Source organism: Paenibacillus sp. J22P90 (assembly GCF_059692195.1).
In genome coordinates this window covers 1-22,554 of record NZ_JCAUAY010000018.1, presented here as the reverse complement: position 1 = coordinate 22,554, position 22,554 = coordinate 1, and the positions used below count along the sequence as shown (strand labels likewise).

Genomic DNA, 22,554 nt, shown 5'->3' with positions numbered 1-22,554 from the left:
GTTCCCATCCTGTTAGAATTTCCCAAAATTCAAACATTATACGTTGCCGGTTCGAATTTTATTCCTATTGGCTGAAAAAAACACTTGACATTTTTACTAACTAAAGACATGTGTCCCATCTTAATACTGACATTTTTTAATAATATCACATTTGAAATGTCAAGTCAAACAAAATCCCATGTATATTTGCGGGAATCTTACTTTGTCGCCTTAAGAATGCGGTACCCTTTATCCTTTGAAACTTCGACCACTTCACTATACATAGATTCCAACTTCTTCACTGCAGAAGGCGAACCTTGCTTCTTCTGGATGACGACCCATAGCGAGCCACCGACATGCAAACAATCATAAGCCTGTTCGAAAATCCGATGAACGGTTTCTTTGCCCGCGCGAATTGGCGGATTGGTCAAAACTGCGTCGAACTTCTTATCCTTCACTTGCTCTAGCAGATCGCTTTGTAGAATGGTGACATTCGCAATCCCATTTCTCCGCGCATTTTCCACAGAAAGTTCTACAGCTCTCTCATTGATGTCGACCATCGTCACATGCCCCTTCGGGCACATAACCGCAGCGCTCAACCCCATCGGCCCATAGCCGCAGCCCACATCGAGAACACTAGCATCTTCCGGCAATGCCATTGTTTCTATTAAATGCATGCTGCCATAATCGACACCTTTTTTAGAAAACACACCGGCGTCCGTAAGAAAAGTAAACGTCTTACCACGAAGTGTTTCTTGCGTCGTATGGACATCACTCTTCACAGTTGGCCGTTGTGTATAATAATGCTCTGACACGTTTGAATTCCCTCCTTTTTTACCTATAGGAAAATCCAATAACCACGTGCGTTCCTAAGGCTTTCCTAAGGGTAAAAACTTAGGCACAATAAACGTTGAAAAAAACCTCTTGAAGTCAAGCTTCAAGAGGTTTCCTAAGAAAAAGAAATTACTTAACTTCTACGGAAGCGCCAGCTTCAGTAAGCTTAGCTTTAACAGCATCTGCTTCTTCTTGGCTAACTTTTTCTTTAACTGCTTTTGGAGCTCCGTCAACAAGGTCTTTCGCTTCTTTCAGGCCAAGACCTGTGATTTCGCGAACTACTTTGATTACGTTGATTTTGGATGCGCCAGCGCTTGTCAAGATAACGTCAAACTCAGTTTGAGCTTCTTCAACTGCTACTGCTGCGCCGCCGCCTGCTGCTACTGGAGCTGCTGCTGTTACGCCAAACTCTTCTTCAATTGCTTTAACCAGGTCGTTCAATTCCAAGATTGTCATGCCTTTGATTGCTTCTAGGATCGTTGCATTTGTGCTCATGGTTAAACCTCCATTATCATTAATAAATTAGTTTTTTTGTTTGTAAAACAGGTAGTGCGTTAAAATTAAGCTTGACCTTCAGCTTCTTTTTTCTCTGCAACTGCTTTAACAGCAAGAGCAAAGTTACGAACTGGAGCTTGAAGAACGCTAAGCAACATGGAGAGAAGACCATCTCTGGATGGAAGTTCTGCAAGTGCTTTGATTTGATCGTATCCAACTACGCGGCCTTCAACCACGCCACCTTTTACGCTCAATTTATCGTTCTTTTTCGCAAATTCAGTCAAGATCTTCGCTGGAGCAACTAGATCGTCTTTGCTGAAAGCAATAGCAGTTGGACCAGTAAGGAACTCATCCAATGCGCTTAGCTCAGCATTCGCCGATGCGCGTCTAGCCAACGAGTTCTTGAGAACTACAAATTCAATACCAGCTTCGCGCAGGCTTTTACGTAGTTGTGTTACTTGAGCTACGTTCAAACCGCGGTAGTCCGCAATGATTGTAGAAGCGCTAGCTTTAAACTTCTCAGTTACTTCAGCTACAGCTTGTTCTTTCTCTGCAAGAATTTTCGCGTTTGCCATAGTACACCTCACTTCTTATGCATTTATCTTTCAAGATCGCAAACAGTAGGAGCATTAGCATTTCTTATCTATGAATAAGAAATGCCTTCGTAGACGCTACGAAGGCATGATGTGTTCACTTTTTCCTTGCGTGCAAAGAAATCGTTATATATATCATAACACCTCGGTAGGAAATTAAGCTCATCGGCACCTACTGTCTACGGTTTGCATATTCATTTTTAGGACCTTTGATAGAGTATCATGCCCAGTAACCGAAGTCAACTGGAAGCTTTTACTTATCTAAAGGATGACAGGTTCACACGTACGCTTGGACCCATTGTGGAAGATACAGCAATGTTCTTAAGGTATACACCTTTAGCCGCTGCTGGTTTCGCACGAACAAGTGCATCAACCAATGCTTTGAAGTTTTCGTTCAACTTGTCTGCATCGAAAGATACTTTACCAAGTGGAGCATGGATTTGACCTGCTTTATCAAGACGGTATTCGATTTTACCAGCTTTGATCTCTTGAACAGCTTTAGTAACGTCGAAAGTAACTGTCCCTGCTTTAGGGTTTGGCATTAAACCTTTACCCCCGAGGATACGACCCAGTTTACCAACTTCGCTCATCATGTCCGGAGTAGCTACGCAAACATCGAACTCGAACCAACCTTGTTGAATTTTGTTGATCATGTCTGCATCACCAACAAAATCTGCACCAGCTGCTTCAGCCTCTTTTGCTTTCTCGCCTTTTGCAAATACGAGAACGCGTTTTGTTTTACCAGTACCGTGTGGAAGTACAACGACACCACGAACAGCTTGGTCTTGTTTTCTTGGGTCTACACCCAGACGAACTGCAACATCTACAGTTTCATCGAATTTAGCAGGAGCTGTTTTCTTAACAAGCTCGATTGCTTCTGACGGATCGTACAAAGTTTCAGCGTTAACAAGCTGAGCTACTTCGCGGTATTTTTTACCGTGTTTAGGCATAATATTTATCCTCCTTAGTGGTATTAGCGGATAATCCTCCCACCGAGCGACTTCTATGTTTTCGTAGAAAACACTTCTGTAAGCTACGAGCTTACGCAGTCGCATTCCTTGCGGAATTAATCTTCGATGACGATTCCCATGCTGCGAGCAGTACCTTCGACCATACGCATAGCAGCCTCAACGGATGCAGCATTTAGGTCAGGCATTTTTTGTTCAGCGATTTCGCGAACTTTAGCGCGTTTCACAGTTGCAACTTTCTTCTTGTTCGGTTCGCCTGATCCTTTTTCGATACCAGCAACGACGCGAAGTAGAACTGCAGCCGGAGGCGTTTTAGTGATGAATGTAAAGGAACGGTCTTCGAAAACTGTGATTTCAACCGGAATGATTAGACCAACTTGATCAGCAGTACGAGCGTTAAACTCTTTACAGAAAGCCATGATGTTCACACCTGCTTGACCCAATGCTGGACCGATCGGTGGTGCTGGATTTGCTTTCGCAGCTTGAACTTGTAGCTTCACGATTTTAATAACCTTTTTTGCCATGATAGACACCTCCTTGCAGTAATATAGGAGCCCTTGACGAATCAAAGCCTCGCTATTCAAAGATCTAAGCGATCCCACTAACGTAGGTCTATCCCAAGGAATAGACCTGGTAGAGCCTTTTGGTTGTCATGCTCTTAGAGTTTCTCAACTTGGTCGAAATCGAGCTCAAGCGGAGTTTCTCTTCCAAACATGTTGACATGTACCTTCAGTTTACCCTTATCGGCAATAATCTCTTCGACAGAGCCAACAAAGTTTGCAAATGGACCAACCTTAACGCGTACAGTCTCTTTGAGTTCGAAGTCAATTACTTCCTTCGGCTCTTCCATTCCCATATGCTTCAGGATTGATTCAACTTCCTCAGGTAATAATGCAGTTGGTTTAGAGCCAGATCCTGTAGAACCTACGAATCCAGTTACTCCTGGCGTATTACGTACTACGTACCATGAGTCGTCGGTTTGAATCATTTCAACAAGGACATACCCCGGATAAACCTTACGCATGACGACCTTTTTCTTGCCGTCTTTGTTTACCAGTTCTTCTTCCATAGGCACAAGCACACGGAAGATCTTGTCCGTCATTTCCATAGACTCAACACGCTTCTCTAAGTTGGCTTTTACTTTGTTCTCATACCCTGAATAGGTATGTACGACGTACCATCTTTTTTCCATGAATAAATTCACCTATAGTCCTGTTTATTTAAAAACAAGGCGCAGCAACTCAGAAATTCCTAGATCCAGCACAAAAAAATAAATAGCAACAAAAGTTACTGTACCTATTACGACGAGCGTATAAGTAGTCATCTCTTTGCGACTTGGCCACTTGACCTTTTTGAGTTCTGACCAACTATCGGTGAAGAAGGAAAAAGTGGATCCGAAGCTTTGTCTCATTCTAGCCAAGAACGCCACAAACTACACCTCCAAAGAACTACCTAGTCTCGCGATGAGCAGTATGTTCATTGCAAAATTTGCAATATTTCTTCAACTCAATACGGTCGGGATTGTTGCGCTTATTTTTAGTGGATGCATAGTTTCTTTGTTTGCAATTTGTGCACGCTAATGTGATGATGACCCGCATGATGTACACCTCCTACAGACACTTTCTAATTAAAGCCCTTCTAAGCGCATCAAAAAGAAAGCGACTTTTAGGGCTACCTGAAACACTTTATCACAACTGCCCCCCGAGTGTCAAGGTAGAAGTCTCACAAATGCAAGAGTATCACCAGTATCGTCTCAGTCGAGGGTTGCTAAACCTACTCAGAAAGAAAAACACCCGTACAGCTCCAGCGGCACGGGCATTCCTACAAATCTCTGACTTCTAAATACCGCTCAAGCTTGCGCTTGACACGTTGGAGTGCATTGTCAATTGACTTCACATGACGATCGAGATCCACTGCAATTTCTTGATAGGATCTACCGTCAAGATAGAGCATTAGTACTCTACGCTCTAAGTCACTTAAAATCTCTCCCATTTTATCTTCAAGTCCCGTAAACTCTTCTTGATTAATCACAAGCTCTTCAGGGTCTGTAACCCTTGAACCGCTAATGACATCAAGCAGCGTACGATCAGAATCTTCATCATAGATGGGCTTATCCAGTGACACGTAGGAATTAAGAGGTATATGCTTCTGACGAGTTGCTGTTTTAATCGCCGTGATGATCTGCCGCGTGATACACAGTTCAGCAAAGGCTTTGAATGAAGCAAGCTTGTCTCCTCGGAAGTCGCGGATAGATTTATATAAACCTATCATACCTTCCTGCACAATATCTTCTCGGTCTGCACCTATCAAAAAATAAGAACGTGCTTTGGCACGAACAAAATTCTTATACTTGTTGATAAGATATTCCAAAGCTTCGCTACTGCCTTCACGGACTGCTTCGACAATGTCTTCATCTGGCTTGAGGTCATAATCATACATTCTCAGTTCTTTGAGGTCGACACTCACCAACAATCCCTCCGGCCTGCAAGACTACCCAGATTTCACTATAAAAGTTAGGTTAAGTATACATGATGAAAACTCACACCGTCAACGGGGAACCCCACCATTTCTAGCATTTGGAGGATTTACTCTCCTCTTCGCCACCGTTCCAACTTGGCTTTCATTTCGTCACTCAGCTTGCCGTCGAATGGATTCCTTTTCTTTGTCGTCTCGGTAACAATACGTTCACGAACCTCTTTGCGATTCTGTTTAATTTTCACTAGCAATTCTTTGGCAGGCAAACGAAGCGCCCCCAGACCAAATATGACATGCTGCTCGATCATATCCGACGTTGCTACGAAAATTTCCTTGCGCCTTCCCATCAGATTCCTAACCAATCGCTCGATTCGCTCATCTGCGGTTTCCTTCTCTTTGGTATAGAGCACGGCCAGCTTGTTCTGAATATACTTCTTACCCAGCCCCGGCACCATGTAGGCATCAAAAACTAGATAGACTTTCATCCCCGAAAAGGATTGAAACTCCGCCAGCATGTGGATGAGACCGTCGCGTGCTCCCTCAAGATCCGTATCCTTTAATTTGCTTAATTCCGGCCAGGCGCCAATAATGTTGTAGCCATCTACAATAAGGATCTGTTCCATCCTTTTTAACTCTTATTGCGCTGTCTGACCACTTCATACATCAATACGCCCGCGGCAACAGAGGCATTCAACGAATTAACGTGTCCAGCCATTGGCAGCTTAACTAAGAAGTCGCATCTTTCTTTAATGAGTCGGCCAACCCCTTTACCTTCGTTCCCAATAACTAAAGCAATCGGGATTGTAAAGTTGGCTTTGTATACATCTTGTGCCGCGGTAACGTCCGTACCAGCAACCCACACGCCTAGCTCCTTCAATTGCTCAATCGTTTGAGCGATATTGGTTACACGCGCAACGGGCACATACTCCACAGCGCCAGCTGAGGTTTTCGAAACGGTTGCCGTTAAGCCAACGGAGCGCCGCTTCGGTATAATGACACCATGAACCCCCGTGCAATCCGCTGTCCGCAGGATAGAACCAAGGTTATGCGGATCTTCGATCTCATCGAGAATCAAAATAAATGGTTCTTGCCCCATCGCTTTCGCTTTGTCTAAAATATCCTCAACTTCCACATATTCATATGCAGCCACTTGAGCTACAACGCCTTGGTGCTGAAGCCCCTCAGCCATTTGATCTAATTTGCGCTTGTCCGTAAACTGGACAATAATGCCCAGATTTTTGGCTTCCGCCACAATCGGGCCCGCGAATTGCTTCTGTGCACCTTCGGCAATCCATATTTTATTAATCGTCCGTCCTGCACGAAGCGCCTCTAAAACCGAGTGCTTCCCGCCAATAATGTCTTCATCCATCCTAATTCCTCCTAAAAGTACGTGCAAATGCTTATCTATTTCTGTTTCTGATCATACGTGATCGCAAAGTCTAAAATCTCTTTCAATCGCTCAAACGATTGCTTGTAATATAAATATCCGATTAAGCACTCAAACGCGGTACTGTGTCGGTATTCCAGCACATCCGCGTTTTTCGCCGTCGTTCCGGACTTGGCATTACGTCCCCGCTTCACGATGTCTACTTCTTCTTCCGTTAAACTCGGCAGCAAGGCTGTCAACAATTTGGATTGCGCTTTGGCGGAGACATATCCAGTTGCAGCCTTATGCAAATGGTTCGGGCGATGATTGCCCCCCGAGATGACATATTGACGAATATAGACCTCATACACAGCATCTCCTATATAGGCCAAGACGAGTGGATTTAGTAAATTCGGACTTTTCGAGGGAGGGAATGCAAACAAATTAGCGGCATCCTTGTTCATTTCCATCATTTGCGGCGCCAGCGAATCCCTTGTGGTGTATCCTCAAGGAATATCCCTTTCTCTGTCAGCAAATCACGGATTTCATCCGCGCGCGCCCAATTCTTCGTTTTCCGCGACTCCGTACGTTCAATGATCAATTGCTCAATCTCTTCATCCAGCAATTCATCCGCCTGTTGGGACAGGATGCCGAGCGTTGCATCGAACGCTTCCAACTGCGCCATGTAAAGTTTCACTGCATCCACATGTACCCGCTCCTGCTGTAAGTACAGGTTCGCTTCCGCAACAAGATCGAATACCGCGGTAATCGCATCCGGCGTATTGAAATCATCGTTCATTTTATCCACAAATTGTTTCGAAATTGCCTGCAGCTTATCTGTAATGCCCGCTTCAATATCTCCAGTTACAGATGCTGTAGCCAGGCGATGCTTCATATTGTCGTAAGCATTTTGAATGCGATCCAACGCGTTGGCAGCCTGCTTCAAGCTCTCATCACTGAAATTAAGCGGATTGCGATAGTGAGCGGATAGCATGAAGAACCGGAATACTTGCGGTTTAATTTGTTTAATCAGATCGCGGATGAGGATCCCGTTTCCGAGCGATTTCGACATTTTCTCATTGTCGATATTCAAGAACGCATTGTGCAGCCAATAATTGGCCATCGGATGACCCGTCACTGCTTCGGTTTGGGCGATCTCACACTCATGGTGAGGGAACGTTAAATCTTGCCCGCCTCCGTGAATATCAATCGTTTCACCTAAATATTTGCGCACCATCGCGGAGCACTCAATATGCCAGCCTGGGCGACCTTGCCCCCAAGGGCTATCCCAATAAATCTCGCCTGGCTTTGCGGCTTTCCATAGGACAAAGTCCTGTGGGTTTTCTTTACGCTCATCCACCTCAATACGAATTCCGTGCTGAAGCTCTTCCAGATTTTGTTTAGAGAGCTTGCCGTAATCCGCAAATTTTGAAGTCCGATAATAGACATCGCCGCGAGCTTCATAAGCGAAATCCTTCTCTACAAGCGCAGCAATGAAATCGATGATTTCTTGAATGTTCTCCGTAACCCGCGGATTCAAAGTAGCTTCATGCACACCTAGGGATTGGATATCTTCTAAGAAGGCCGCGATGAACGTTTCGGCCAGCTCTGGCACGGAAACTGCCATCTCCTCGGCTTTCCGGATCATTTTATCATCGACATCGGTAAAGTTTGTGATATAAGTTACCTCATATTGCTGAGATTCCAAATAACGACGAACGACGTCGAAAAATATAACAGGCCGGCCATTTCCTATATGAATGTAGTTATATACTGTCGGGCCACATACGTACATCTTCACTTTACCCGGCTCAATAGGGACAAACTCTTCCTTCGTACGCGTTAGTGTATTATATACTTTGAGTGTCATGTTCTCCTCAGTTCTCCATTCTTCTTCCGCTCTTCTTCAAGTTGGTATTTCAAATCATTAATTTGACCTTGTAATTCTTGGAAAATATCAACGATTGGATCCGGTAAATTACCATGATCCAACCGATTCACGCGGATGCCGTCTCGTTTTACAACTTTGGCAGGAATCGTAACGACTGTGCTATTGGAAGGAACCTCCTGAATGACAACGGCATTGGAGCCAATGCGTGAGTTTTCGCCAACTAGGAAGGATCCAAGAACTTTGGCACCAGATCCAATAACTACATTATTGCCAATTGTTGGGTGTCTCTTACCTTTCTCTTTCCCTGTTCCACCTAAAGTTACACCTTGATACAGGATGACATCATCCCCGATCTCGCAGGTTTCCCCGATAACAACACCCATCCCGTGATCAATAAACAACCTTTGACCAATCGTCGCACCCGGATGGATTTCGATTCCAGTCATGAACCGGCTTATTTGAGAAACGATACGTGCCAGGGTATACATCCTTCTTGTATAAAACCAATGTCCAATTCGATGCGACCAAATCGCATGAAGTCCCGAATACGTAAATACAACCTCAAACCAACTGCGTGCGGCAGGGTCGTTATCGAATACGGCGGATATATCAGATTTGATCGTTGACCACATATGCTCACCTACTTGCCTAGAATAATGGGACGAAATAAACGGCTACGCCGTCTTTCAAGGACGTGAGCGTTTATCCAGAAATATAAGACAATTTAGAACGTGAAACTTATAAAGTCTTATATTTTAAAATAAAAAAAGCCCCTGCAGCCCTAAGGCTGCAGAGGCGTGGTTATCGCGGTTCCACTCTGCTTGGTGACTCGGAAGTCTCCCAACTCAAACCCATAACGTGGGTGTTCCGGCAACGCCTACCCTACTCAAACTGAGTATTCGGCGCGGCTGCTCACAGGTGCATTTCTGATCACAAGGATTGGATAACTCACAGCCAAAGCCTCGCGGCCTTGATTATCCTCTCTGACGAATCCTCACTTAACCATACTCTCCTGATCATGGCATTTCGTATTCATTGATTTAAGTATAGCGAAAAGAATCCCGCTTTACAATAAGCTCTGTAGACGTGAAACGACTTTTTCTTTCCCAAGTAGGAAAAGGGACACATTCAAATCCGGTCCATGGACTTGACCTGTCAACGCGGAGCGCACAGACATGAACAGCTGCTTCCCTTTGAAGCCTGTTTCCTTCTGTACAGCTTTCAGCAATGCCGGCATAGCTTCAACCGTGAAAGCTTCCGCTTGCTCCACTTGCGTCAAGAAGCTCGCCAACACGACTGGCACATGCTCTTCTTTCAAAATAGCTGCTGCTTCTTCATCGATGACCAGCTCTTCTTTAAAGAAGAGGCTGGACAATTCCACGATCTCAGCCGCGTAGCGCATTCTTTCTTGATTGAGGCCTACGAGCGCCTCTACCCATTGTTGCGAAGCCGCGTCCAAGTCACCTTGGATATACCCGGCTTTGCGCAAATGCGGCAGACACAGGTCTACGACGCGGGAGAGCGGAGCCTTTTTCAAGTAGGCATTGTTCATCCAGTTCAATTTATCCATATCAAACACAGCTGGACTCTTAGATACACGATCCAAATCAAACTGTGCGATCAATTCTTCCTTGGTGAACATCTCTTCTTCTCCGCCAGGGGACCAACCTAGCAGTGCAATAAAGTTCACTACTGCTTCGGGTAGATAGCCCAGCTCTTTGTACTGTTCAATAAACTGGATGATGGACTCATCCCGTTTGCTCATCTTTTTACGGTCCTGATTCAAAATCAAGGCTAAATGCGCAAAGTCCGGAATCGGCATACCTAACGCTTCATACATCAGGATTTGTCGCGGTGTATTGGACAGATGCTCTTCTCCACGAATCACCAGGTTGATTTTCATCAAGTGATCATCCACGATTACAGCAAAGTTATACGTAGGGATGCCATCCGCACGGGCAATAATGAAATCGCCGACCCCGTTGGAGTCGAACTCCACGTGCTCGCGAACTTTATCTGTGAAGCCGATGATTCTGTCGGCAGGCACACGGAAACGCGTAGATGGTACGCGTCCTTCCGCTTGATACGCGGCAATCTGCTCAGGCGTCAAGTTACGGCATTTGCCGGAGTAGCCGCCCATTTCACCGCTAGCTTCTTGCTCAGCGCGCTCTTGCTCTAAATCCGCTTCGGAGCAATAGCAGCCGTAGGCGTGACCGCTTTCCAGCAGTTTGTCTAGGTAAGTGCGATAAATATCGAGTCTTTCCATTTGACGGTATGGACCGTAAGGGCCCCCGATATCCAAGCTCTCATCCCACTCTAGGCCAAGCCATCTCAAACCATTCAACTGGTCTTCGATACCAGACTCTTTATGACGAGTTTGATCCGTATCTTCAAAACGCACAACAAACGCTCCACCATGCTTGCGAGCTAATAAATAATCAAACAGTGCCGTACGGGCACCGCCAATATGTAAATGTCCAGTCGGACTAGGTGCATAACGCACGCGTAAAGGCTGACTCATCGACGTATCCCCTTTTCATTCCATTCATGAATACCTGCTATTTTAGCACATCTCGAATTAAACAAACAACCGATTGCGCGGCAATTCCCTCGCCACGACCCGTAAATCCTAACTGTTCCGTCGTTGTCGCTTTTACATTCACTTGATCTGGCTCTGCCTCTAAAGCAGCAGCGATAATTTCAACCATTTGCGGGATGTAAGGCAGCATTTTCGGCTTCTGCGCAATAATTGTGGAATCGGCGTTCCCTAATTTGTAGCCCTTCTCTTTCGCTAATTGCCATACCCGCTTCAATAAGACTAGGCTATCCGCGTCTTTATACTCAGCAGCTGTATCCGGGAAGTGCTTCCCGATATCGCCAAGGCCTAGTGCGCCTAAGATGGCGTCACTAATCGCGTGCAGCAGCACATCCGCATCCGAGTGCCCGAGCAACCCTTTTTCATAAGGAATCGTTACGCCTCCAATAATGCACTTACGACCCTCTACTAATTGATGAACATCAAATCCATTGCCTACACGAATCATTTGCGATCCTCTCCCCTTACGTTATGTAAAATCCATTCTGCCCAAGGTAAATCCTCCGGGGTCGTTATTTTGATATTATAATAGTCCCCTTCTACCACATGCACCGCAGCGCCCAAACGTTCCACTAAACTCGCATCATCCGTCCCCATGAACCCATCCTGCTGAGCCTTCTCATGCGCCTCCTGCAGGAGAGAAAGACGAAAAGCCTGCGGCGTTTGGATCGCCCACAAGCTTCGTCTATCCGGTGTTGATTGAATGCGATGATCCGCTGCATCCACAACCTTAATTGTATCCTTAACGGGAACGGCGAGGACAGCTGCCCCTACTTCTTGTGCCTTCGCAAGGCAATCGAACATGTGTTCGATCTTCACGAAAGGGCGAACACCGTCATGCACAAGCACCCATTCCGTGCCCTCTTGCAAAGCATCCAGACCTCGTCTAACAGAATCTTGACGCTCCGCGCCTCCTGCTAGCACACACGATACCTTCGTAAGCGCATAGCTCGTGACATAGCCGTTACAGCGACTCACATCATCTGCACCAACAACGAGAATAATTTCATCCACTTCATGTATGTTTTGAAATAATTGCAAGGTATGTACCAGAATTGGCTTCTGTCCCAGTTGCAGGTATTGTTTGCTTTCTGCTGTACCCATGCGCGAGCCCTTGCCCGCTGCCACGATGATAACCCCTAGCTTCCCCATAAGTCCTCCAACTTGGCGCTTTCACACGAAAGCTTTCTTCGTAATCATAAGCCCAAGTCAACTTGAAAGAGCTATGTTACATCTCCTTATCATACTGGTTTTACTGTGCTTTTTCCAATAGTTTTGGTTTCGCAAAAATCATTCGACCAGCCGACGTCTGCAGCACACTCGTTACCATGACTTCCAGCGTCATCCCGATGAAATCGCGTCCACCTTCCACAACGATCATCGTGCCATCATCTAAATAGGCTACACCTTGTCCATGTTCCTTGCCGTCTTTAATGACTTGAACAATAATTTCTTCTCCCGGTAGGACAACTGGCTTCACCGCATTCGCAAGATCGTTGATATTGAGCACCGATACACCTTGCAATTCACACACTTTATTCAGGTTAAAATCGTTCGTAATCACTTTCCCTTGAAGCACTTTGGCTAAACGAACCAATTTGCTGTCAACTTCAGCGATTTCCTCGAAATCCCCTTCATAGATGAGGACTTTGACTTCCAGCTCTTTTTGGATCTTGTTCAAAATGTCCAGTCCGCGACGACCACGGTTGCGCTTCAGTAAATCGGACGAATCTGCAATATGCTGCAACTCTTCCAATACGAACTCCGGAATCACCAATGTGCCCTCGATAAAACCCGTCTTGCAAATATCTGCGATTCGGCCATCGATGATAACACTCGTATCCAAAATCTTATGCTCTTCGTATGGACGATGCGTCTGCTTCTCTGGACCGCCAGATCGGCTCTTCGCAATGACCTGCACAAGCTCTTCCCGCTTGCTGTAGCCGATACGGAAGCCCATAACTCCCAATACAGCAGACACGAGGAACGGTAAGAAAGGACCGGCCCATTTGGCTTGCTCCAACACTGGAAATAACATTACGGAAACTAATAGCCCAATCACAAGACCTAGCGTACCCGCAAGCAAGTCCGACACGGGAATATCCGTGACATTTCGTTCTCCTCTCATCAATAGCTTCATACCCACATTAGCTACCCACGCTGAAACTAAGAACATCCCTACTGCACATAAACTATTAATCCAAAATACTTGTCCTGCTTGGCTTGTTACATCCGTTGTTCGAAGGAACTCATCGCTCCACCTATAACCTAAACTGCCACCCATGATGGCTAAAATGACTTGTACCCATTTTTTCATCACAGATTCACCTCCTGCATCACTTTTTATAAGCCTTATTACAATTATGTTCCAATTTATGTAACGTTAATCACTTCTTTAGTCGGAAAATTGAAATATTAGAGAGCATCCATTATAATAAAATGGAAGTTACCAACCTACCAGAGGTGGATGGAATGAGCTCCTTGACTTTAAAGCAGTTTCAAGATCAAGTGTCTGATTTGTTACTCCGTCACCGCAGTCTGCTTGATGTCTTATCCAAATTTCAACAGTCAGGCGCAGCTGCCAACCGTTCCGTGGTGAAATCCATTACTGAATGTGGATGTATCCAGGTTCATGCAGCCAAGCAAGAGTATCATCCAGAGATGACCTTGGATGAGGCTAAGGATGTTCTTCGCACCCATGTATCTGGACACTTATGTGAACAATGCATCGAGGTCGTTAGCAGCGAGCTAGGTAGGAATCTCTTCTACATGTCTGCGCTAAGCAACATTCTAGACATTAATTTGGAGCAAGTCGTTGAGAATGAATCGAAGAAATGTACAACACTGGGCCTATTCAACATGTCATGATGATGAAAACAAAAAAGCATTTATTTTCTTCCCGAGATTTCAGGAGAAAATAAATGCTTTTTATTTTCGAACAACGTGCTAGACGTCAGATTTTACGGAATTGTTGTCGTCTACGCCACGTCTTTTGTTCTTTCTGCGAAGATTGCGGAGACGGATGAAATATCCATCAACGTTTTTTTTTAGGCCGTAGAGCGCGTACCCTAGAAGCGGTACGAAAATCATTTTGGAAATGGATTCAGGCCATTTGATCGCAATCAAAATTGCGGCTGCAACGATAATCGGCGTGATCCAGATCGCTGCTTTAGGGATACCGGCTTTTTTGAAATTCGGATATTTCACTGTGCTGACCATTAAGTATGACAATAGAACTGTACTTACAAGAAGTACATAGACGTTAATATCGTTTACGAATAAAGCTAATGTACAAAGAACACCGCCTGCTGCTGGAATCGGTAAACCGATGAAATAGCCAGGCGTACCGGCAACAACATTGAAACGAGCTAAACGCAGCGCTCCACAGATCGGGAAGATCGCCGTTACAATCCAAGCAAATGCTGGACTAATCACGGTAGGGTCATTGAAAGCAACGACATACATGATGAAAGCAGGAGCGACACCGAATGAAATCACATCGGATAAAGAGTCTAATTCTTTACCAAACTCACTTTGAGCGTTCAACGCTCTTGCAACACGTCCATCGAGTCCATCCAACAGCATAGCGACAATGACAAGCACGGCAGCGACGCCATGTTCTCCACTAAAGGCTAGGATGATCGATAATACGCCTAGGAATAAGTTCCCTACTGTAAAGAGACTGGGAATTGATTTTGTTAACATATGTTTTTGTCCACCTCTGGATTTACTATACCCTAAACTTGACTTCATGAAACCTCAACAATGATACTTTATGATTGTATCCACTTTAAATATGTCTGTCAATGAACACTTGTTCCTGAATTCTTTTGAGACCTTCCTTAATGGCGCGGGCTCTCACTTCTCCGATTCCGTCAACTTCATCCAATTCCTCGATCGTCGCCATCATCATGTGTGGCAAGTAGCCAAACTTCTCCACCAGATTACCAATAATGATCGATGGTAACCGCGGAATTTTGCCTAAAATGCGGAAGCCACGTGGGGAGACAGGCTCTTCAGCTATCGAATTGGTATGAGAATACCCAAGCAAACGAATGATTTGCTGGGGCTCAAGCAGCTCATCAGATGACAGACGCTTCAAACCAGCCTGCATCTCTTTGACTCTTTCCTCAGATAATTCTCTTACATAATCTTTTACGAGCAAACGCGCCTCAAGTTCCGCATTCCCAACAAGTTCTTCTAATTGCATGCTAATTAGGCGTCCTTCATTGCCAAGCTCGTTAATATAACGATTAATTTCGGCTTTGATACGCAAAACCATTTCAAATCTAGCGATGACATTCGTAATATCATGCAGCGTAACTAACTCCTCAAATTCGGAGGCGCTAAGGTTCGTTAAAGACTGATCGAGAACAACCTTATATCTCTCCAACGTCTGGATCGCTTGATTCGCTTTGGTCAGGATGACGCCGATATCTTTGAGCGCATACCTTAAATTGCCTTGATAAAGCGTGATGACATTCCGCCGTTGTGAAATGGAAACGACTAATTTATTCGTTTGCTTCGCTACACGCTCCGCTGTACGATGTCGAATTCCTGTCTCCGAAGAGGGAATCGATGAATCTGGAATTAGCTGCGTGTTCGCATAAAGGATACGTTTGATATCCTCGCTAAGAATGATCGCACCGTCCATTTTGGCAAGCTCATATAAATAGTTAGGCGAAAAGTCGCAATTAATTGAGAACCCGCCATCCACGATTTCTGTTACCTCGGAACTAAAACCTACGACGATCAGGCCACCTGTCTTGGCGCGTAGGACATTCTCCAATCCATCACGAAATGGAGTACCAGGGGCTACCAACTGGAGCAACTGGCTCATCACATCTCGTTTCGTCTCTTCTTTACTCATCATTTTCCTCCTGAAGGCTTGTAGGCTTACAAAACCACGTTAACCAAGCGCTGCTTTCAATGCCTCTGCCACGGTGTTTACGCCAATAATCTCCATCCCTTTCGGATGAGTCCATCCCTTCAAGCTTTTCTCCGGCATAATTACCCGACGGAAACCAAGCTTCTCTGCTTCCTTCACACGTTGATCAATCCGAGATACGCCGCGGACTTCACCTGTTAACCCGATCTCACCGAACACAGCATCAAAAGGTTGCGTCGGTTGATCCCGGAAACTGGATGCGATACTAATGGCAATCGCTAGATCCACCGCGGGTTCATCCAGCTTAATTCCACCGGCCACGTTTAGGTAGGCATCTTGATTTTGCAAAAACATGCCCATTCGTTTCTCTAATACCGCAATTATTAAAGAAAGGCGATTGTGATCGACACCTGTTGCCATTCTTCTTGGAGATGGAAAGTTCGTCGAAGAGACTAATGCCTGAATTTCCACCAAAACGGGACGCGTCCCTTCCATACTGGCAACAACGGCTGAACCTGCTACGCCAAGCGGCCTTTCGGATAGAAACAGCTCAGAAGGATTGTTCACTTCCACGAGGCCAACCTCTTGCATTTCAAAAATTCCGATTTCATTTGTGGAGCCAAAACGGTTCTTCACAGCTCTAAGCACACGATAAGAGTGATGTCGCTCTCCTTCAAAGTAGAGCACACAGTCTACCATATGCTCCAGCATTCTAGGTCCCGCTATTGCCCCTTCCTTCGTTACATGCCCGACAAGGACCGTTGCAATTCCCTTACCCTTAGCTATTCTCATAAAATGCCCTGTGCATTCTCGAACCTGTGATACAGTTCCAGGCGCCGAAGTAATCGACGGATGAAATACAGTTTGGATCGAGTCAATTACGAGAAAATCAGGATTCGTTTCTTGTATAGCTTCCTCAATAAGCTCGAGGTTTGTCTCACATAATACATACAGTAGTGGAGATGAGGCATTCAGGCGATCAGCACGAAGCTTCGTCTGCTTGATGGATTCTTCTCCTGAAATATAAAGGACTTTTTGCTGAGCTTGTGTGAGTTCGAAGGACGTTTGCAGGAGCAAGGTCGATTTCCCAATACCAGGATCTCCACCAACGAGGATTAATGACCCGGGGACAATACCTCCCCCTAGGACCCGATTTAATTCTTTGTTGCTTGTAACAACTCGTGGTTCCGAGCTACTTTCTATATGTATGATGGGGATCGGTTTTTCTTTCGTTTTGGGGATCGAAGATGTCATCCCTTGTGTACGAACAACCGTTTCAATTTCTTCCACCATCGTATTCCAAGATTGACAACCTGGGCATTTGCCCATCCATTTCGGTGAATCATAACCGCATTCTTGGCAGCTAAATTTCGTTTTTTGTTTACTCATAGAAGCGCTACTCCTTAACATGGGGATATCCTTTTTGGCTATCCTTACCAATAAAGTTTACCATTTTTATGTTTCTCATGAAAGTGCTGAGCCAAAATAAACGTTTGTATCACTCACATATTATTTGAAATAAAAAAGCACCTCACTCCACCCTCATCGGATGAAGTGAAATGCTTCTTCACTTGCTCTTATTTTGTTAACGAGACGCCTTCGCCCTTAAGGACAACTAGTTCGCCTTCATTCTCATCAATGGTCAGTGAATCGCCTTTAGCAATATTGCCTCTGAGCAATTCTTCCGACAAGCGATCTTCAATATGCTTCTGAATCGCTCTACGCAATGGACGAGCACCATAGGTTGGATCAAATCCTTCTTTAGCAAGGAACATCTTCGCTTTATCCGTCAGTAAGAAATCAACTTCTTGCTCTTTCAGACGTTTGCGTAGATCATCAGCCATCAAGCTGACAATTTGGGCAATGTGCGCTTCATCCAAAGAGTGGAATACGATGATTTCATCGATCCGGTTAAGGAACTCAGGACGGAAGCTTTTCTTCAACTCGCCCATCACCTTGTCTTTCATGTTACTGTAGTCTTTACCAGCATCCAATGCAGCTGTGAAGCCCAGCGAAGAGTTTTTCTTAATCATATCCGCGCCGACATTGGAAGTCATGATGATTAACGTGTTGCGGAAATCAACTGTGCGACCTTTGGAATCTGTTAAGCGACCATCCTCTAGCACTTGCAACAGGATGTTGAACACTTCCGGATGCGCCTTCTCAATTTCATCTAGGAGGACGACAGAGTAAGGTTTGCGGCGAACTTTCTCAGTCAGCTGACCGCCTTCTTCATAGCCCACATACCCTGGAGGCGCCCCTACTAAACGGGAAGTCGAGTGCTTCTCCATGTACTCGGACATATCGATACGTACAACGGCGTTATCGTCTCCGAAGAGGGACTCTGCTAATGCGCGTGCAAGTTCGGTTTTACCAACACCCGTAGGTCCTAGGAAAATAAAGGAGCCCATCGGACGCTTCGGATCTTTCAGACCTGCTCTTGCGCGGCGAATCGCACGACTTACCGCTTTTACCGCTTCTTCTTGTCCGATCACACGCTCATGAAGGATATCTTCCATTTTGAGCAAACGATCTGTCTCTTCTTCAGCAAGCTTGCTGACCGGAATTCCCGTCCAGCTCGCAACGATTTGTGCGATGTCATCCGGCGTAACTTCCGTATCCAGACGACCCTGTTTCTCTTTCCACTCATTCTTCGTGGAATCTAGCTCTTCGCGCAGCTTTTGCTCTGTATCACGAAGTCCTGCTGCTTTCTCGAACTCTTGGCTCTGAACGGCAGCATCTTTCTCTTTACGGATATTCTCAAGCTTGCTCTCAAGCTGCTTCAATGACGGCGGTGTTGTGTATGAACGCAATCTAACCTTGGAGCTCGCTTCGTCGATCAGGTCGATCGCTTTATCCGGTAAGAAACGATCTGTGATGTAACGATCCGATAGCTTAACAGCTTCTTGAATCGCAGCATCTGTAATTTTCACACGGTGATGCGCTTCATAACGGTCACGCAAACCATACAAGATTTGAACCGCTTCTTCAGGTGATGGTTGGTCTACCGTAATCGGTTGGAAACGACGCTCTAACGCAGCATCTTTCTCAATGTATTTACGGTACTCATCTAGCGTTGTAGCTCCGATACATTGAAGCTCTCCGCGGGCCAAGGCTGGCTTTAGAATATTAGAAGCGTCAATCGCACCTTCCGCTCCACCAGCACCAATCAAGGTGTGAAGCTCATCAATGAACAAGACGATATTGCCCGCTTGGCGAATTTCATCCATAATTTTTTTCAGACGATCCTCGAATTCACCGCGATACTTCGTACCTGCAACAACAGATCCCATATCTAGGGTCATAACGCGTTTATCTTTCAATGTTTCCGGAATTTCATTGTTAATGATTTTTTGTGCAAGTCCTTCAGCAATTGCTGTTTTACCAACCCCTGGCTCACCAATGAGAACAGGATTGTTTTTGGTTCTACGGCTCAATACTTGAATGACGCGCTCAATCTCTTTGCTACGACCGATCACAGGGTCCAAATGCCCATCCTTGGCGTAGGCGGTCAGATCTCTTGCCAGCCCATCCAATGTAGGCGTGTTCACATTAGGATTCGTACCATGGCTAGGCGATACGGTTTCACTGCTGCCCAAAAGCTGCAGAACCTGCTGTCTTGCTTTATTCAAGGAAACACCAAGATTATTTAGGACTCTTGCAGCTACGCCCTCACCCTCCCGAATCAGTCCGAGCAAAATATGTTCAGTCCCCACATACGTGTGACCTAATTTCCTCGCTTCATCCATCGAAAGCTCAATCACTTTCTTAGCTCTAGGGGTATACGCAATGTTCGTAGGTTGTTCTTGTCCTCTGCCAATTAGAGATTCGACTTCATCTTGAATTTTCTCAAGACCCAAGCCGAGCGCAACGAGTGCTTTAGCAGCAATGCCTTCGCCTTCACGAATAAGTCCTAGTAAAATGTGCTCTGTTCCAATATTGTTATGTCCTAATCGAACAGCCTCCTCTTGTGCAAGAGAAAGCACCTTCTGCGCACGTTCCGTAAATCTGCCAAACATCATAGCGAACACCTCCAAAAGTAGTATATCTATGGAATTCCTAAAGGATGTTACTCATACCCTGCCAAACTTCTCGCGAATCAGTTCCGCCCGCCGCATATCTCGCTCATCTGCATTCAACTTCTCACCTGCATATTGTTGAAGAAAACCAGGCTGCGTCATGACTAACAATTCATTAAGAATGTGCGACGATACATTGTTGATGATACCAAGGTCGATACCTAGCCGTACATCCGAGAGTCGCTGTGCAGCTTCCTTAGAGTCTATAATTCCTGCATAGGATAGAATCCCTAGGGAGCGATTCACTCGGTCAATGATCCGCATTCTAGACTCTTGTAATAGCTTATGTCTCGCGGCACGTTCATGCTCAATAATTTGCCTGGCCACACTATATAAATTATCAATGATCTCTTCTTCCGACTGACCTAGCGTGATTTGATTAGAGATTTGGAATAGATTACCTAAAGCTTCGCTACCTTCCCCATATAATCCTCTAACCGTCAACCCAACTTGTGTAACAGCAGATAAAATACGATTAATTTGCTGACTAAGCACTAGCGCGGGAAGGTGCATCATGACAGAAGCGCGTATCCCGGTGCCGACATTGGTCGGACAGCTTGTTAGGTAGCCTCTTTTTTCATCGTATCCATAATCCATCTGTGTTTCAAAAATATCATCAATTTGATTGGCCAGATCCCAAACTTCTTTAATCTGAAAACCTGGACATAAACATTGTATGCGAAGATGATCTTCTTCATTGATCATGATGCTAATCGATTCATTATCGCTTAAAATAACGGCACCATTCCTGGATTCGTTAGCTAAATTTGGACTAATTAAATGTTTCTCCACTAGCACCATTCGCTCGAGCTCATTGAGCTCCGCGAGTGGAATAAGCGAGAAGTTGCTTATCGTCTCCAGCTCTTCATTCTCAAGAACACCAGATAACTGCTCCAGCACTTCCTGAGATTGTTGATTGGTCGCGAGCATAGGATATGGATAGTCTCTCAGGTTACGGGCAATACGGATTCGACTGCTTATGACAATATCCGATTCTGGCCCTTCCCCTTTCATCCATTCACTTAAAGCATCTCCTGTAAACCGCTGTAATGTCACTGGATTCACACTCCCTTACAAACTTACATACCCGCAATTTTCTTCTCAATCTCACGAATTTGGTCACGTATCTGGGCAGCCTGCTCGAATTCTTCGCTCTCGATACAGGTCATCATATCTTTCTTCAAAAGATCGATTTCACGTTTGCTTTGAATGATACCACCACTGCGTTTGGGAACTTTCCCTACATGAACGATATTCCCATGCACTCGCTTGAAAAGAGGGTCTAGTTTGACTGAAAAGCTTTGATAACAGGCCCCACAACCAAACCGACCTAGTTTACTAAATTGCGAATACGTAAGACCGCAGCTATCACAGCGGATGGCCTGCGACTTTGCCGCGGACAATGGTTCAAAATCAAGTAACCCTGATAATAAATTGTGAATCGAAAAGCCGTTCGATGTTCCTGGAATCATCTCGCCCTTCTCGCGGGCACAATTCTCACAAATGTGGAACTCGTTCTTGTCCCCATTCACGATCTTGGTGAAATGAAGAGTCGCCGGTCGTTTTCCGCATTCCTGACAAACCATTCCATCTGCCTCCTTATTTGCTAAGCAAGGATATCAGCATTGCTTTAAGAATCTTGGCCCGAATTTCATCGCGCAGCGGCAGTTTAAAGGTCAATACATCTCGGGATATCGCCGCCCGAATCAGGTTAGCTTCTCTGGTGGAAATATAGTGCCCCTCTTGCAATTGATAAATAAGTCCCTCTGAGGTGACTTGATCAATGTGGGTATGAATCGTTCGGAAAATGTGATCCACAATCGATCCATGACTCTTGAGCTCGATCTTCTGGATGCGAATATAGCCGCCACCGCCGCGCTTACTTTCCACCAAATAGCCCTTTTCCAAGGTGAACCTTGTACTTATGACATAATTGATTTGAGATGGTACGCATTGAAATTGGTCCGCTAAATCGTTTCTTTGAATCTCGATAGCTCCTTCATTACTTTGTTGCAGAACATGTTTTAAATACTGTTCAATAATTTCTGATACATTGCGCATCAATTCGGCCTCCCAGATTTCTAGAAGTAAATTGACTTTGACTTTCTTTGACCTTAACTAAATTATAATCATTTCCTTTCTTTTTGACAAGTACTGCTCCTAAAATGTCTCCCCACGGATCCGATAGCCTTAAGTGAACCTTACTATTGTTGACCTTACCTACAGATTTATTCAATTATTAAAAGGGGATACGAACGCTCCGTTGCATATTTAAAATGCAAAAAAGAGCCTTACCTGGATTTCTCCAAGTAAGGCTCTTTCAATTGCTTGGCAACGTTCTACTCTCCCAGAACCCTGCGGTTCAAGTACCATCGACGCTGGAGGGCTTA

General features: G+C 45.2%; 26 protein-coding genes and 1 other annotated feature. Of the genes, 1 reads left to right on the top strand and 25 read right to left on the bottom strand.

What is annotated here, in order from left to right:
- Positions 1–197: 197 nt before the first annotated feature.
- The 18 genes from AC58UX_RS31670 to AC58UX_RS31585 all read right to left on the bottom strand — a co-directional run bounded on the left by AC58UX_RS31670 (position 198) and on the right by AC58UX_RS31585 (position 13,517).
- Complete coding sequence (locus AC58UX_RS31670; RefSeq protein WP_497260041.1) at positions 198–794, bottom strand: class I SAM-dependent methyltransferase; 597 nt, start codon at positions 792–794, stop codon at positions 198–200.
- Positions 795–942: 148 nt separating this feature from the next.
- Complete coding sequence (rplL, locus tag AC58UX_RS31665; protein ID WP_057313458.1) at positions 943–1,308, bottom strand: 50S ribosomal protein L7/L12; 366 nt, start codon at positions 1,306–1,308, stop codon at positions 943–945.
- Positions 1,309–1,373: 65 nt separating this feature from the next.
- Positions 1,374–1,883, bottom strand: coding sequence for a 50S ribosomal protein L10 (gene rplJ, locus AC58UX_RS31660; protein WP_173121287.1), 510 nt, complete (start codon positions 1,881–1,883; stop codon positions 1,374–1,376).
- A gap of 68 nt (positions 1,884–1,951) precedes the next feature.
- Positions 1,952–2,104, bottom strand: a sequence feature (ribosomal protein L10 leader region).
- 54 nt (positions 2,105–2,158) lie between these two features.
- Positions 2,159–2,851 carry a 50S ribosomal protein L1 gene (rplA, locus tag AC58UX_RS31655; protein ID WP_028557507.1) on the bottom strand — a complete coding sequence of 231 codons (693 nt, stop codon included), beginning with the start codon at positions 2,849–2,851 and terminating at the stop codon, positions 2,159–2,161.
- A 116-nt stretch (positions 2,852–2,967) separates the two neighbouring features.
- Positions 2,968–3,393: a 50S ribosomal protein L11 gene (gene rplK / locus AC58UX_RS31650; RefSeq protein ID WP_028557508.1), complete on the bottom strand. Its 426-nt coding sequence runs from the start codon at positions 3,391–3,393 to the stop codon at positions 2,968–2,970.
- 134 nt (positions 3,394–3,527) lie between these two features.
- Positions 3,528–4,061, bottom strand: coding sequence for a transcription termination/antitermination protein NusG (nusG, locus tag AC58UX_RS31645; protein ID WP_028557509.1), 534 nt, complete (start codon positions 4,059–4,061; stop codon positions 3,528–3,530).
- A 24-nt stretch (positions 4,062–4,085) separates the two neighbouring features.
- Positions 4,086–4,298 (bottom strand): preprotein translocase subunit SecE, encoded by a 213-nt coding sequence (gene secE / locus AC58UX_RS31640; RefSeq protein ID WP_047683213.1) that lies wholly within the window; start codon positions 4,296–4,298, stop codon positions 4,086–4,088.
- Between the two features lie 19 nt (positions 4,299–4,317).
- A complete protein-coding gene (rpmG, locus tag AC58UX_RS31635) occupies positions 4,318–4,467 on the bottom strand; it encodes a 50S ribosomal protein L33 (protein ID WP_079418041.1) in 150 nt (49 codons plus the stop codon).
- Between the two features lie 223 nt (positions 4,468–4,690).
- On the bottom strand, positions 4,691–5,335 hold the full coding sequence (sigH, locus tag AC58UX_RS31630) for an RNA polymerase sporulation sigma factor SigH (RefSeq protein ID WP_028557511.1): 645 nt from the start codon (positions 5,333–5,335) through the stop codon (positions 4,691–4,693).
- 119 nt (positions 5,336–5,454) lie between these two features.
- Entirely contained in the window at positions 5,455–5,967 is a 513-nt protein-coding gene (locus AC58UX_RS31625; RefSeq protein ID WP_497260040.1) for an NYN domain-containing protein, read from the bottom strand.
- Between the two features lie 5 nt (positions 5,968–5,972).
- On the bottom strand, positions 5,973–6,713 hold the full coding sequence (rlmB, locus tag AC58UX_RS31620; RefSeq protein WP_497260039.1) for a 23S rRNA (guanosine(2251)-2'-O)-methyltransferase RlmB: 741 nt from the start codon (positions 6,711–6,713) through the stop codon (positions 5,973–5,975).
- Positions 6,714–6,748: 35 nt separating this feature from the next.
- The gene (locus tag AC58UX_RS31615; protein WP_497260038.1) at positions 6,749–7,174 is read right to left on the bottom strand and encodes a Mini-ribonuclease 3; all 426 of its coding nucleotides are present in this window, start codon (positions 7,172–7,174) and stop codon (positions 6,749–6,751) included.
- Between the two features lie 5 nt (positions 7,175–7,179).
- A complete protein-coding gene (gene cysS, locus AC58UX_RS31610) occupies positions 7,180–8,580 on the bottom strand; it encodes a cysteine--tRNA ligase (protein ID WP_497260037.1) in 1,401 nt (466 codons plus the stop codon).
- The gene (gene cysE / locus AC58UX_RS31605; RefSeq protein WP_497260036.1) at positions 8,577–9,233 is read right to left on the bottom strand and encodes a serine O-acetyltransferase; all 657 of its coding nucleotides are present in this window, start codon (positions 9,231–9,233) and stop codon (positions 8,577–8,579) included. The genes cysS and cysE overlap by 4 nt, the downstream gene beginning before the upstream one ends.
- 434 nt (positions 9,234–9,667) lie before the next feature.
- Positions 9,668–11,122 (bottom strand): glutamate--tRNA ligase, encoded by a 1,455-nt coding sequence (gene gltX / locus AC58UX_RS31600; protein WP_497260035.1) that lies wholly within the window; start codon positions 11,120–11,122, stop codon positions 9,668–9,670.
- Between the two features lie 37 nt (positions 11,123–11,159).
- A complete protein-coding gene (ispF, locus tag AC58UX_RS31595; protein WP_497260034.1) occupies positions 11,160–11,645 on the bottom strand; it encodes a 2-C-methyl-D-erythritol 2,4-cyclodiphosphate synthase in 486 nt (161 codons plus the stop codon).
- Positions 11,642–12,349: a 2-C-methyl-D-erythritol 4-phosphate cytidylyltransferase gene (gene ispD, locus AC58UX_RS31590; protein WP_497260033.1), complete on the bottom strand. Its 708-nt coding sequence runs from the start codon at positions 12,347–12,349 to the stop codon at positions 11,642–11,644. The genes ispF and ispD overlap by 4 nt, the downstream gene beginning before the upstream one ends.
- A gap of 100 nt (positions 12,350–12,449) precedes the next feature.
- Positions 12,450–13,517 carry a PIN/TRAM domain-containing protein gene (locus tag AC58UX_RS31585; RefSeq protein ID WP_497260032.1) on the bottom strand — a complete coding sequence of 356 codons (1,068 nt, stop codon included), beginning with the start codon at positions 13,515–13,517 and terminating at the stop codon, positions 12,450–12,452.
- Between the two features lie 152 nt (positions 13,518–13,669).
- Here AC58UX_RS31585 and AC58UX_RS31580 point away from each other — a divergent pair, with 152 nt between their 5' ends.
- Positions 13,670–14,065 carry a nucleoside triphosphate pyrophosphohydrolase family protein gene (locus tag AC58UX_RS31580; RefSeq protein WP_497260065.1) on the top strand — a complete coding sequence of 132 codons (396 nt, stop codon included), beginning with the start codon at positions 13,670–13,672 and terminating at the stop codon, positions 14,063–14,065.
- Between the two features lie 78 nt (positions 14,066–14,143).
- On the opposite strand, the gene pssA is transcribed toward AC58UX_RS31580, so the two are convergent.
- From pssA to AC58UX_RS31545, 7 genes are all read right to left on the bottom strand, one after another.
- Positions 14,144–14,902: a CDP-diacylglycerol--serine O-phosphatidyltransferase gene (gene pssA, locus AC58UX_RS31575; protein ID WP_068661861.1), complete on the bottom strand. Its 759-nt coding sequence runs from the start codon at positions 14,900–14,902 to the stop codon at positions 14,144–14,146.
- 85 nt (positions 14,903–14,987) lie between these two features.
- Positions 14,988–16,067 (bottom strand): DNA integrity scanning diadenylate cyclase DisA, encoded by a 1,080-nt coding sequence (gene disA / locus AC58UX_RS31570; protein WP_497260031.1) that lies wholly within the window; start codon positions 16,065–16,067, stop codon positions 14,988–14,990.
- A gap of 39 nt (positions 16,068–16,106) precedes the next feature.
- Positions 16,107–17,474, bottom strand: a complete 1,368-nt coding sequence (radA, locus tag AC58UX_RS31565) for a DNA repair protein RadA (protein WP_497260030.1) — start codon at positions 17,472–17,474, stop codon at positions 16,107–16,109.
- Between the two features lie 188 nt (positions 17,475–17,662).
- Positions 17,663–20,107 carry an ATP-dependent protease ATP-binding subunit ClpC gene (gene clpC / locus AC58UX_RS31560; protein ID WP_497260029.1) on the bottom strand — a complete coding sequence of 815 codons (2,445 nt, stop codon included), beginning with the start codon at positions 20,105–20,107 and terminating at the stop codon, positions 17,663–17,665.
- A gap of 51 nt (positions 20,108–20,158) precedes the next feature.
- Complete coding sequence (gene mcsB, locus AC58UX_RS31555) at positions 20,159–21,220, bottom strand: protein-arginine kinase McsB (protein ID WP_497260028.1); 1,062 nt, start codon at positions 21,218–21,220, stop codon at positions 20,159–20,161.
- A gap of 23 nt (positions 21,221–21,243) precedes the next feature.
- Entirely contained in the window at positions 21,244–21,750 is a 507-nt protein-coding gene (gene mcsA / locus AC58UX_RS31550; protein WP_497260027.1) for a protein-arginine kinase activator protein McsA, read from the bottom strand.
- A gap of 13 nt (positions 21,751–21,763) precedes the next feature.
- Entirely contained in the window at positions 21,764–22,225 is a 462-nt protein-coding gene (locus AC58UX_RS31545) for a CtsR family transcriptional regulator (RefSeq protein ID WP_497260026.1), read from the bottom strand.
- Positions 22,226–22,554 lie beyond the last annotated feature (329 nt).

Excerpts from the sequence above, each read along its gene's own strand:
- rplJ (WP_173121287.1), bottom strand. The coding sequence starts at position 1,883 with ATGGCAAACGCGAAAATTCTTGCAGAGAAAGAACAAGCTGTAGCTGAA.
- radA (WP_497260030.1), bottom strand. The coding sequence starts at position 17,474 with ATGAGTAAACAAAAAACGAAATTTAGCTGCCAAGAATGCGGTTATGAT.
- cysS (WP_497260037.1), bottom strand. The coding sequence starts at position 8,580 with ATGACACTCAAAGTATATAATACACTAACGCGTACGAAGGAAGAGTTT.
- gltX (WP_497260035.1), bottom strand. The coding sequence starts at position 11,122 with ATGAGTCAGCCTTTACGCGTGCGTTATGCACCTAGTCCGACTGGACAT.
- ispD (WP_497260033.1), bottom strand. The coding sequence starts at position 12,349 with ATGGGGAAGCTAGGGGTTATCATCGTGGCAGCGGGCAAGGGCTCGCGC.
- rpmG (WP_079418041.1), bottom strand. The coding sequence starts at position 4,467 with ATGCGGGTCATCATCACATTAGCGTGCACAAATTGCAAACAAAGAAAC.
- AC58UX_RS31545 (WP_497260026.1), bottom strand. The coding sequence starts at position 22,225 with ATGCGCAATGTATCAGAAATTATTGAACAGTATTTAAAACATGTTCTG.
- AC58UX_RS31580 (WP_497260065.1), top strand. The coding sequence starts at position 13,670 with ATGAGCTCCTTGACTTTAAAGCAGTTTCAAGATCAAGTGTCTGATTTG.
- nusG (WP_028557509.1), bottom strand. The coding sequence starts at position 4,061 with ATGGAAAAAAGATGGTACGTCGTACATACCTATTCAGGGTATGAGAAC.
- mcsA (WP_497260027.1), bottom strand. The coding sequence starts at position 21,750 with ATGGTTTGTCAGGAATGCGGAAAACGACCGGCGACTCTTCATTTCACC.
- rplA (WP_028557507.1), bottom strand. The coding sequence starts at position 2,851 with ATGCCTAAACACGGTAAAAAATACCGCGAAGTAGCTCAGCTTGTTAAC.
- rplK (WP_028557508.1), bottom strand. The coding sequence starts at position 3,393 with ATGGCAAAAAAGGTTATTAAAATCGTGAAGCTACAAGTTCAAGCTGCG.
- cysE (WP_497260036.1), bottom strand. The coding sequence starts at position 9,233 with ATGTGGTCAACGATCAAATCTGATATATCCGCCGTATTCGATAACGAC.
- AC58UX_RS31625 (WP_497260040.1), bottom strand. The coding sequence starts at position 5,967 with ATGGAACAGATCCTTATTGTAGATGGCTACAACATTATTGGCGCCTGG.
- clpC (WP_497260029.1), bottom strand. The coding sequence starts at position 20,107 with ATGATGTTTGGCAGATTTACGGAACGTGCGCAGAAGGTGCTTTCTCTT.
- rlmB (WP_497260039.1), bottom strand. The coding sequence starts at position 6,713 with ATGGATGAAGACATTATTGGCGGGAAGCACTCGGTTTTAGAGGCGCTT.
- ispF (WP_497260034.1), bottom strand. The coding sequence starts at position 11,645 with ATGATTCGTGTAGGCAATGGATTTGATGTTCATCAATTAGTAGAGGGT.
- rplL (WP_057313458.1), bottom strand. The coding sequence starts at position 1,308 with ATGAGCACAAATGCAACGATCCTAGAAGCAATCAAAGGCATGACAATC.
- disA (WP_497260031.1), bottom strand. The coding sequence starts at position 16,067 with ATGAGTAAAGAAGAGACGAAACGAGATGTGATGAGCCAGTTGCTCCAG.
- AC58UX_RS31615 (WP_497260038.1), bottom strand. The coding sequence starts at position 7,174 with ATGAACAAGGATGCCGCTAATTTGTTTGCATTCCCTCCCTCGAAAAGT.
- pssA (WP_068661861.1), bottom strand. The coding sequence starts at position 14,902 with ATGTTAACAAAATCAATTCCCAGTCTCTTTACAGTAGGGAACTTATTC.